Here is a 10,797-nt window from a genome sequence, read left to right as displayed (position 1 = left end):
TCAAAACAAAAAGAGCCCTAATCACAAAGTGATTAGAACTCGAATTTAGTTTCACCAACAACAGTTGACGAAGAGCCAAAATCCAAATCAGGATTTTAGGGAGGCTGTTCTTATCTTTTAACCGATACTTTTCGTCACTTTGATTAAGTGCATTTGCTTCAGCAATAACCGGAACAGCAACCTTTTCAAAGATCCCCGGCCATAATTCCGACGCAACTGATGCTCTATCAGGACTGCTCCTCCAGGCAAAAACTTCCTCATAAGCACCTTATCCAAAAATCCAAGCCCAGGATTTCTGGATAAGGAGACTTATGATCCAGTTTCTAACCGCCTGGATCCGCACACTCTCTACAGTGAAATCAAATCCTTCACACTAAAGTTCAGGTTAATCTGATAATCCGCCTCACTTGGGCGGTTAAACTTAACAATTACTCTCCGATTTTCACCGTTAAAGAACCAACCTTGACTGGCTTGCTCAAATTTCTCAAAATTCAAGAACTGTTCAACTTCACTGTTGCCAATCGAAACCTGAGCGGGAGCAATTTGTGGACATAGTACTTCCAGCTTGAACTGCTTAACCTTTGATGTATATTGGCCTTCATTATGGACATCAATAACAACGCCCGCTTCTGAACTGGCAACATGATAATTCGTTGTCAAATAATCACCCTGTTGATAATCATTGGTCTTACCGTCATCTTCGTAAAGGGTAAATGAACTCTCAACGGACGGCTCAACTAACAAATTAAGATTATCAATAACTTGGTTATGAATGTTCAACAATCCCGGTGCCGTTGGAATAATGCCACCAGCCCGCAGGAACATTGGAATACTATGCAGGTCAACTGACACTTGGATCGTTTGGCCACCATCATAATAATGACCATCAGCTAAATCAACCCATTTCGCCCCTTTTGGCAAGTACACTGGCTTGACCGTTTGACCTTTGTCTAATACGTTGGCAACCAACAACGATGGTCCCAACATAAACTCAAAACTTTCTTCCAGTACCTTCGGATCATCTTGGAACTCGTAAACCAGTGGCCGCATAATTGGCGATCCTTTGGTCGATGCTTCGAACAGTAATGAGTAGAAGTACGGCACTAAGCGATACCGTAAGCGAATGGCATCGCGGATATATGAAGTATATTTTGGATACATCCACGGTTCCGTGACCGTGTTATCGTCATTGGAAGAATGAATCGAGAATCGCGGTTGAAAGATGCCATTTTGAACCCACCGCACAAATAGTTCTGGTTCGGGAGCTGGGCCGTCAAAACCGCCGATGTCACATCCCTGGTTGGCAACGCCAGAAAGACCCATCCCTAAAATAGTTGGAACATTATACTTCACGTTGGTCCAAGACGTCCGGTTGTCACCTGCCCAGGTCTGAGCATAGCGCTGGATGCCGGCAAAGCCCGCTCGGTTGATAAGATATGGGCGGACATTTGGATTATAGTCATGAATTGCCTTCTTGGCAGATTTAGCCATCATTGTCGGCATAATTGGCTTGAGGCTTGCAATTGGCTTGCCTAAGCCATCGGCCGCCGCCTGCGCCTGACCATCATTGATTTCATACTCATTATTATCGTTCCAAATTGAGGTGATTCCCTTAGACAACAATGCCTTGGTCATAAATTTGTTCCAAGTATTCCGACCATCTTCACTGGTGAAATCGATGAAGTGGGCATCGCCACCCCAGTATTGATCGACCTCATAGCCCTTTTTATCTGGGGTCTTGATAAAGGCATTGCCAGCTTCAAAGTCCTTCATAAATGGATGAGTTAGTAACATCCCCGGCTTGATATTCGGGGCCAATAGCACCCCGCGTTTTTTCAATTCCGCAATAAAGTTGTCCGGATCCGGGAAACGTTTCTTATTCCAATTAAAGACGTAACGCTTGCCATCGTCACCGGAAGTATAGCCTGATGACAGGAAGAAGCCGTCACAAGGAATCCCGTTCTTCTTGCAGGTATCCACAAAGTCCAAAATTGCTTGGTCGGCGTTATGATCCAATTCGGTATAATGCATCGTCGAACCCATATAGCCTAGAGAAGCTAATGGCATCAAAGCACTCTTGCCAGTCAAATCGGTATAGTGTTCGACCACGTCCTTAATTGTTGGGCCGCCAATGAAGAAGAGGTCAACATCGCCACCATCACACTCAAAATAACTGAATCGTTTCCAGTAATTACTGTGCTCGCTGTCCATGTCAAAGACCGAATCGTAGGAATTATTGTAGAACATCCCAGTTGCGGTGTTCAGCGTAGAATCCAGATTGATATAAAACGGAATCATCTTATAAAGCGGATCGGATTTAGCAGCATTCCAGCCAAGCGAATCAGTATTATGCATTCGCATCCGTCGTTTAAACTTGTTCAATTCACCAGACTTTTCGCCAAAACCATAGAAGAAGTTGTGATCCCCCATTTTGGTGTAATGATACGAACGGCCATTGTCATCCTGCATAAAGGAGCGTTTAGGCAAATCTTCATGAAGCACCGTGCCTGTCTTATCCGTTATCTTAAATTCAAACGGATCTTTGCGGATGTGTAAGTCATACTTGGGACCGTTAATCAGGTATTCATCGCCTTGATCTACTGGGGTAATTCCTAGCGGTGAAACCTTATGGCGTTCATCTTTAAACAGATCATCCAGTTGATCATCCCAGGCCGTTTTGACCAAGGCGTATGATTCTTCGGGATCAAACTGATCTTTGAAAGTTCCGCGAATTCGAATGATATTTTCATCTAACAGGTAAATTTGAAATTGAGCCCCATCGGTTTTCATCAATAAGTGGTTACCCTCTGGGATGACTGACAATAATTTTCGACTGACTTTCATGCATAATCCTCCAATTTATAAATGATTCTGTTATTTTTTATAGCCAAAATTAGGAATTGAATTCCAACGTTTGCTTAAATACCGAACGACTGATTTCGGTTCGCGAGAGCGGGTGAAGACGCCCTTCTTGTTCCCTTGGACCCGCTGAATCCCATACTTGGTTTGGAAATCGGCAAAGTTCCATAATTGTTCGCCCACAAAATTAGGAATCTCATCAAAGACTTTACTATTCATACGGTAGTAATCTTCTTGGAACTCTTCCGACCACGGCTCATCATAGGCGCTATGCAGCCCAGGGATCGTATCGGCACCATATTCAGTGTACATAATTGGCTTATCCGGATACTTAGCCTGCCACTGCTTTAATTCATCCCTGGTTTTCTTTTCAGAAATCGCCAGATCACCCGTGTCAAGATACCAGCCATAATAACGATTCAGGCAAATGACGTCCGGCAGGTCACTGCTTTTATCTGATTCAGGGTTGGACCAAACCAGGTCAATATAGGTCAAGGGCCGTTTTTGTGGATCGAGCTGCCGAGCTAACTTAAAGAGTGGCTCGAAGTATTCATGAGCGCCCTTGGAATAATTGGCCGCTTCATTGGCAATTGACCACATTACCACACAGGCGTGGTTCTTATCTCGATCAATAATTTCATGGATGGCCTGGCGATGGGCTTCACCGGTCTTTAAATCTTTCCAGGTATCATCTTGATAGCCCGGCTTAGAAATTTCACTGTTGTCAAAGGTAAATGACACCATCAATCCAACCGCAGGGGTTTCGTCGATAACCACAATCCCCTCACGATCACACAAGCGCATCATTTCATCAGAATAAGGATAGTGAGATGTTCTGAATGAATTAGCCCCCATCTTCTTCATGAGATTCAGGTCAAGGACATTATAAGCTTCGTTCAACCCTTTACCATTGACGTAAGTATCTTCATGTTTGCCGAAGCCTTTGAAATAAAATGGCTGGCCGTTGATGAGAAATTTGCCCTGCTTAACTTCAACCGTCCGAACACCAAAGGGTTCTTCATAGACATCAACCACTTTGCCATTGATAAGGCCTTCAACCTTGGCGGTATAAAGATAGGCCTTAAGTGGCTGCCACAAATGAATATTTTTAATCGGCAGCTGTTCAGATAATCCCTGGGCCTCGGCAACTTGATTCCCATCTTCGTCAAGAACAGTGGCTCTGATTTCGTCAAACTGCTCGCCACCTGTTTGCACCGTCAAATGAACATTGGCTGAATTATTTGCCAAGTCAACCGCTGGTGCCACTACCAGATCATCAATATGAGCTTGGGGAGTTGAATAAATCTTTATTGGTCGATTTAAACCGGCATAATTAAAGAAATCAAAGTTTTCATCAACCTTACGGATAATGTGACCACCCGCATCCTTGGTTTCACTGTAATTACCCACCGGAATTGTTGAATAATCCAAAATATTACTCAATTTAACCGTTAGTAAGTTGTTTTCATCTTTAAGATAATCATTGATTTCAACTTCAAATGGGGTAAAACCACCCTTATGATGCGTAACTTCTTTCCCATTTATATATACCCACGCCTCATGCGTCGCAGACCCAAACCTTAGAACTAGTCGTTGACTTCTCAATGAATTGGCGACTGTAAATTGGCGCTGATACCAAAAGTACCCGGTATGATTTCTAATCTTAGCTTCAGCCGTTTGATCATTAAATGATGCCGGCACCGCCATCACATCATCCGTTGGCAATGATTTGCCAGGATCAATTGGCGTTGTTTCCGGATCGATCATGAATTTCCAAACTCCGTTTAAATCAATCACCGTTCGACTCATCGTATTAATTGGATATAACATACTGCTTATCTCCTTACTTATACTTACAAGAGCGACCATAACCATCATCAAACTAATACATCAGTATTGGTACCTCTCAAAATATAGCACATTCAGATAGCGCTTTCAATCATTGTCGAATCTGTTTGCCCAAATTTTTCTGTTTATTGAACAACAGCCCGAGGTAATTAGAGTTGCAGTTGGCGTTTTACCATCAGAATGCCGGAAGAATGGTCGGGGCAACTGCTGCTTAGTCCCCTTTAGGAGCAAACGCGCTCAAAGAAGCAGCCGCTTAATATATAAAGGACGCCATCAAAATCCAAGACCAGGATTTTAATGGCGTCCTTTATATAACCGCGTCTAACCGCTTCTTTTCGCGCTCTTTACTTCTTCATATCCATCGCATGGCCACCGAATCCGTGACGCAATGCTGATACGACTTTTCCTGTAAATGTATCTTTTTCTTCTGAACGTTGACGAGCATAAAGTGAATCAGTAATAACTGGGACTGGAATGCCTTGCTTTAAGGCTTCCTGGACCGTCCACTTACCTTCACCTGATGAGAACATCTTGCCAGTAATCTGATCCAAATTAGCATCATTGGCAAATGCTTCTTGAGCCAATTCCATGAGCCAGCCACGGATCACTGAACCATTGACCCAAACTTTGGCAACGGCTTCGTTATCATAATCGTATGGGCTGTGGTCCAAAACATCATAGCCCTCACCAATTGCTTCCATCATGCCGTACTCAATTCCGTTGTGAACCATCTTCAAATAATGGCCAGAACCTGGCTTACCAGTATATAGATAACCGTCTTTAAGTGAGATATCTTCGAAGAGCGGCTTCAAATGTTCAAATTTTTCAGCACTTGGCCCACCAATCATAAAGTTGCCGCCATTCAAGGCACCGTTCTTACCGCCAGAAGTTCCGCAGTCAAAGAAGTTGATTCCTTTTTCTTCAGCAATTTTATTATGTCTGATTGAGTCTTCGTAGTATGAATTACCACCATCGATCAAATAGTCGCCGGTTGACAGAAAACCAACCAGTTCATTCACAGTCGAGTCGGTTGGCTTGCCTGCAGGTACCATGATCCAAACAGTGCGAGGGGCACTTAATTTGTTAACAAGATCTTCATTACTTGAAGCCGGGGTTGCCCCAGCCTCCTGAGCTAACTTAACATTATCCGGATTCAAATCAAATGCAACCACTTCATTACCGTTACGAATTATGTTCTTAACCAAGTTAAGACCCATTTTTCCAAGACCAATCATACCGATTTGCATAAGCAATCATACCTCTTTCATCTAATATACTAGTTAACTGCTAACTCTTACAGGAACATTATATTATCTGAAAAGAATTTTCGCAAGACATTTGTATCAAGTTTTTCGGTTAATTTACTGAGCAAGTTTAAGCAAGAAAAAGATTGCGCTACCAACCCCTTAATATCAGCGCTGATAATTATTCGATCTTTTATTATCCAAGAAAATTACTTTCACAATATCTGAAAATGATTTACATTCACTGACGAATTCTTTTAAAAACTGCCGTACCAATCAATAAGACTACCCCAACAGTTGCCACGTCAATCCCTGCTAGCAAGCCTCTAATTTGGTAGTTGAACGCTACTCGATGCCTTCCTGGTGATAACTCAGCTCCGACAAACCCCGAAGCCACCCTCTTTACCGGCTGATTTTTACCGTCAACTTTGAGGTGCCACCCTTTATCATACGGAATACTCAACAGCAAAGTCCGTCGATTATTGAAAACAGTAATTGTCCCTTTGAAATGGCCACCATGCCAGTCTAGGCGATTGTTATCCTGCAACCGGAGTTCGTGGCGGTTCAACACCCGCACTGCCTGCTCAAATTTGACATTGTTTAACCCATCAAGGTGAGTAGCCGGATCCGGCAGCTCCTTGATCGAGTGGATGGTAATCGTGGAGATTTGGCCTTTTTCCAAGTTCCCCACCGGGATCATTTCAGTCCCTAAGCCACTATAGAGATTTGATAGTTTTCTTCCATTAATGTAAAAGGCCACGCCATGGAGTCGGACATGGGGCAAATACAAGTAGTGATCACCAGTCGTATTCGCTCTGAAGACCACTTTGTATTGATAAAAGTCTCGGAAGGTCTGCTGGCTGGTGCTCATAATCTGAGGGCGCTTGAAATACTGTTCTGAATTTCCCATTTCGGCTTGAACCAGCCGATTCTGATTGATGAATGGCTCATTCTTAACAAACTTTAACTGTTGCATTCGATTGCTGGTCATGAAGCCCAATCCGGCGACGTTTTTTTGCACCGACAGTGAATTTTCGTGCTTGCCAATGTAGTAGAAATACTTCAGGGCCAGTAGATGTTCGCTGACCGGGGTACTGCCGAACATATCAATCCGCCGGATATTACGACTTGAAAATCCTAAATTCTCCAAAACGTGGTGCGTGTGAAAGTTAAGTGTTGAACTATACGAACTCAACCCGTGATTTTTGAAAACGAATGAATCATTGTACCCACTATACGGGACCCTAAATAATTTTCTAAACGGTTGGTCAACGACTAGCAGCCGATAGAACTGGTGATTGGCTCGTTCCCGCTGCTCAATTTTGCCAATTAAGCGGCTGGACTTTGCGTACGTCCGTTCAAACTGATGCTGATTACCAAATGGTGCCCCGGATGTGGCAACCAAGAAATTAAGCATCAATTCGAAGGCCAGAGTAATCATAAGCACGTATTTGGCAGCCCGACGTTTGTTCGCTACGGAAAGGATTGCCAGCGTCGTCACAGCTAGAAACCCAATTGCCAAAAAATAAACAGCATTTCCAACCATTAATTGTGGAATTTTGAACGTGTACATCCCCATCTTCTGCTGGAAAATATTGGCAAAAATATAGCCAATCGTGATCGCAATTCCAACCCCAACGGCCGAAAATGCTACCACCTTTTTTTCATGGAAGACCCCCTGCAGATAACCTTCATAAGCCACCATGATGAGAGCAAAGCTAAATAGAAACACCATCCGAAACGGGAAGCCTGCCGGTGGTTGCAACATGTGCCAAAACGTATTCAATGGCAGCAGCCACATGCCAAGAAAAATACTGCCGAGCAAGAGCCCGGATGCCTGCTTATTTCGCTTATCAACTCGCTTGGAAAAGAAGTACGCCACTCCGGCCACAATGAATAACGAACCAGTGAAGATACTGGGATTATGGACAAGTCGGCCGGCAAAGTCATTCCCGCCAACCCCCAAGTTGACCGCGAAGCTGGGTCCAAATGTCCCCTTCAGTAGAAAATTAGCCGGCAAAATATCCTTCTTCCCAGTTGCCAACATCGCAATGATGGTTGGAATCAGGACAATAGCTGATAACATCCCCGAAATGAGTGAATACCACAAAAACTGAACACCTTTGCGCCAATGAAACTGAATGTGCTGGGCTAATGGAATCCGCTTCGGTTGGCTTTGCTTGGTTAAATAGATAAAGTAAATCACCGCAAAAATACAGATAATATAACCCATATAATAGTTGGTCAAAATAATGGCTGTAAGCCCGAAGACGTACAGACCGCCCTTATTTTGATGAAATAGCCGTTCCAATCCATAAATCATGATTGGCAGCCAAATCAGCGCGTCCAGCCACATTACATCAAAGAAATACATTGAAACAAATCCGCATAATCCATATGCTAGACCACCACAAATCCCCATGAAATCATAAGATCGATATTTATTGCCGAGGAAGATGCTCATTGAAATACTACTGAGAATCATCTTGATCCAAATAATCAGGTCAATGGCAATCGGCAACTGAGCCGGCTTAAACAGGACAATCATTAAATTCAAAGGACTCAGTAAATAGTAGGCATAAATGGGGACTAAGCTGTCACCAATTGAAATTAGAAATGAATAGCTGGAAAACGACAGATGTAACAGCTGGCGACGAAGTTCTGCAAAAAATTGCAAATACTGGGTGGAAAGGTCACTGATTAACAGATTTCGACCACCAAAAGGCGCCAGTTGGAGCACTAGAAATAGCATGCTCATCAATAAAGCCGGTGCAACAATTGCCCCAATAACATATAAAACTTTACGTGTAAAAAAATCCCTTCGTAACATTAAAATTCAACTTTCTATTCTTTATTTGAAGCGCTTAGATCGCTATGCTAGTCCACTTCCATCCAGATTTAGTATACATTTCCTGATCGACGGTTGCCGAATTGGTGCTCATTTTAACCAACAATTATAGAACTTTAACCAAATGTTACACTTCACCACCTTAACTTGTAACAAAAGGCGTTATTTTTGACATTTTAACCGTAATCTGGGTCTAATTCAGCCAAATGTGAAGAATATAACGCATTATTGCAATTAATTATAAGGATATCATTCCCATGAGCACGGCATTCACAGGGATTTTATGAAGCAATGAAATTTTCTTTAACCTTTATGAAACACTATTGAGATTGTTTGGTAGCATTCTTCCCCTATAATACTTCTTGTAGCTTTAAAGGAGGACTATTAAATGAATTCAACTTTTAAAAAAATAGCCGGCCTGTTTATGGGGGCAATGGCAGCATTTACGATTAGCACGAACGTATCTGCCAGCAAAACCAAAATTGCCGATGTCTCACAATACCAAGGAAACATTAATTGGCGTAAGGCATCTAAAGAATTAAAATTTGCAATCATCCGGGTTCAACATGGTGACACTGGGGATGCTGATTTCCGGATCGATACTAAAAAAGATATCAACGCGAATGGCGCATATAAATATAAAGTCCCATTTGGCCAATATGGTTACGCAGAATTCTCAAGCGTTGCCGATGCCAAAAAAGAAGCAAAGGACTTTTACAAGCGTTCCAGCTCCAAAACCAGATTTTACGTATTGGACAATGAACATCGCAAAGGAAAAGGTTCTGAACAAGCCTACGTCAATGCATGGTTAAGCACGATGCGCAAGTTGACTAACAAGCCGATTGTTTACTACTCATATCAAAATTATGTGAATGTTCATAAAATCAACTATTCCAAGTTTGACGGCTCTTGGATTGCCAATTACTCACAGAAGCCAAACGTCTCAACCGACCTTTGGCAATACACTTCAAAAGGTCGCCTGAGTGGTATTACCGGCAATGTTGATTTGAGCAAGATCGTTGATAGTCAGACGGTTAATTCATGGCTCAAGCAGTCATCCGCCGATCAGGCAAAACCAACTTACTTCACTTCTGTTCCATCAAGTAAGCAGGTCACAACGACCAGAAACATTTATCAATATAACGATGTTAATTTCAAATCGCGCGTTTCTAAATTAGCTGCCGGTCAAAAATTAACCGTTAAAACCGTAAGCAAATCGGATCACGGCGCTTATCGCTTTGAATTATCAAACGGCAATTACATTACTGCTAATAAAGCGTACGTTTCTAACTAAAGAATTTTAAAAAAGGGGAATATTATAATCGTGACACACAAAGCTATTAAATCAGTCTTAAAACCATTCTTATTGTTCGTTGCATTATTTGCCTTCGCTGTTGCTGCTTATTCGGCCGCAACCAGCGCCAGTGCAGATAGTACCGATCCTTCGTATTCAAAGGTTTATAACGAAGCTAAGAAGCATCTTGGTTCCCGTTATGTATACGGTGCCGTTGGTCCTACCCACTTTGATTGCTCAGGCTTCACCAAGTACGTTTACAAGAAGTCAATCCAGAAATCAATTCCGAGAACCGCTCAAGCCCAATATAACGGAACAAAGAAAGTTTCTAAGAAGAATATCCAAAAAGGCGATTTAGTATACTTTGGCGGTAGCAAGCACAGCATCTCACACGTTGGGATGTACATTGGTAACGGTCGAATGATCGATTCCCAAAACCGCGGTGTGATTACTGAAAATGTTTACTCACCTTGGTGGCACGTGGTTGGCTTCTCCCGCCCTGCTACTTTGAGTTATGATGATTAATAATTAAATAGTTGTACGCCAAAAGGCATCGACCACTTCAGATTGTGATCGATGCCTTTTTGATATCTCTTGAATCTGATTCTGCTTGGTTAGGTTTGAAAGTAAGCACTAAATAACTGGACGTCTACTTCGTAGACGTCTTTTTGAGTACCATAGAATTATTAATTAAGTATGAGGTG

General features: G+C 42.5%; 6 protein-coding genes. 2 read left to right on the top strand and 4 right to left on the bottom strand.

Translation table 11 applies throughout. The features are described from left to right. Positions 1–348: 348 nt before the first annotated feature. The 4 genes from KTE19_RS11330 to KTE19_RS11315 form a co-directional block, all read right to left on the bottom strand. Positions 349–2,844: a glycoside hydrolase family 31 protein gene (locus KTE19_RS11330; protein ID WP_217342313.1), complete on the bottom strand. Its 2,496-nt coding sequence runs from the start codon at positions 2,842–2,844 to the stop codon at positions 349–351. Positions 2,845–2,874: 30 nt separating this feature from the next. Continuing rightward, positions 2,875–4,689 carry a beta-glucuronidase gene (gene uidA, locus KTE19_RS11325; protein WP_217165132.1) on the bottom strand — a complete coding sequence of 605 codons (1,815 nt, stop codon included), beginning with the start codon at positions 4,687–4,689 and terminating at the stop codon, positions 2,875–2,877. 362 nt (positions 4,690–5,051) lie between these two features. Then, complete coding sequence (gene gnd / locus KTE19_RS11320) at positions 5,052–5,954, bottom strand: phosphogluconate dehydrogenase (NAD(+)-dependent, decarboxylating) (protein WP_217165133.1); 903 nt, start codon at positions 5,952–5,954, stop codon at positions 5,052–5,054. A 238-nt stretch (positions 5,955–6,192) separates the two neighbouring features. Further along, positions 6,193–8,781, bottom strand: coding sequence for a YfhO family protein (locus KTE19_RS11315; protein ID WP_217165134.1), 2,589 nt, complete (start codon positions 8,779–8,781; stop codon positions 6,193–6,195). A gap of 406 nt (positions 8,782–9,187) precedes the next feature. On the opposite strand from KTE19_RS11315, the gene KTE19_RS11310 reads away from it, so the two are divergent. Beyond that, the gene (locus KTE19_RS11310) at positions 9,188–10,093 is read left to right on the top strand and encodes a GH25 family lysozyme (protein WP_217165135.1); all 906 of its coding nucleotides are present in this window, start codon (positions 9,188–9,190) and stop codon (positions 10,091–10,093) included. Positions 10,094–10,123: 30 nt separating this feature from the next. Continuing rightward, the gene (locus KTE19_RS11305; protein WP_217165137.1) at positions 10,124–10,618 is read left to right on the top strand and encodes a C40 family peptidase; all 495 of its coding nucleotides are present in this window, start codon (positions 10,124–10,126) and stop codon (positions 10,616–10,618) included. Positions 10,619–10,797: the final 179 nt, after the last annotated feature.

The organism is Lentilactobacillus dabitei (assembly GCF_019061365.1).
Classification (GTDB): Bacteria; Bacillota; Bacilli; order Lactobacillales; family Lactobacillaceae; genus Lentilactobacillus; species Lentilactobacillus dabitei.
This window is presented reverse-complemented; position numbering and strand designations above follow the sequence as displayed.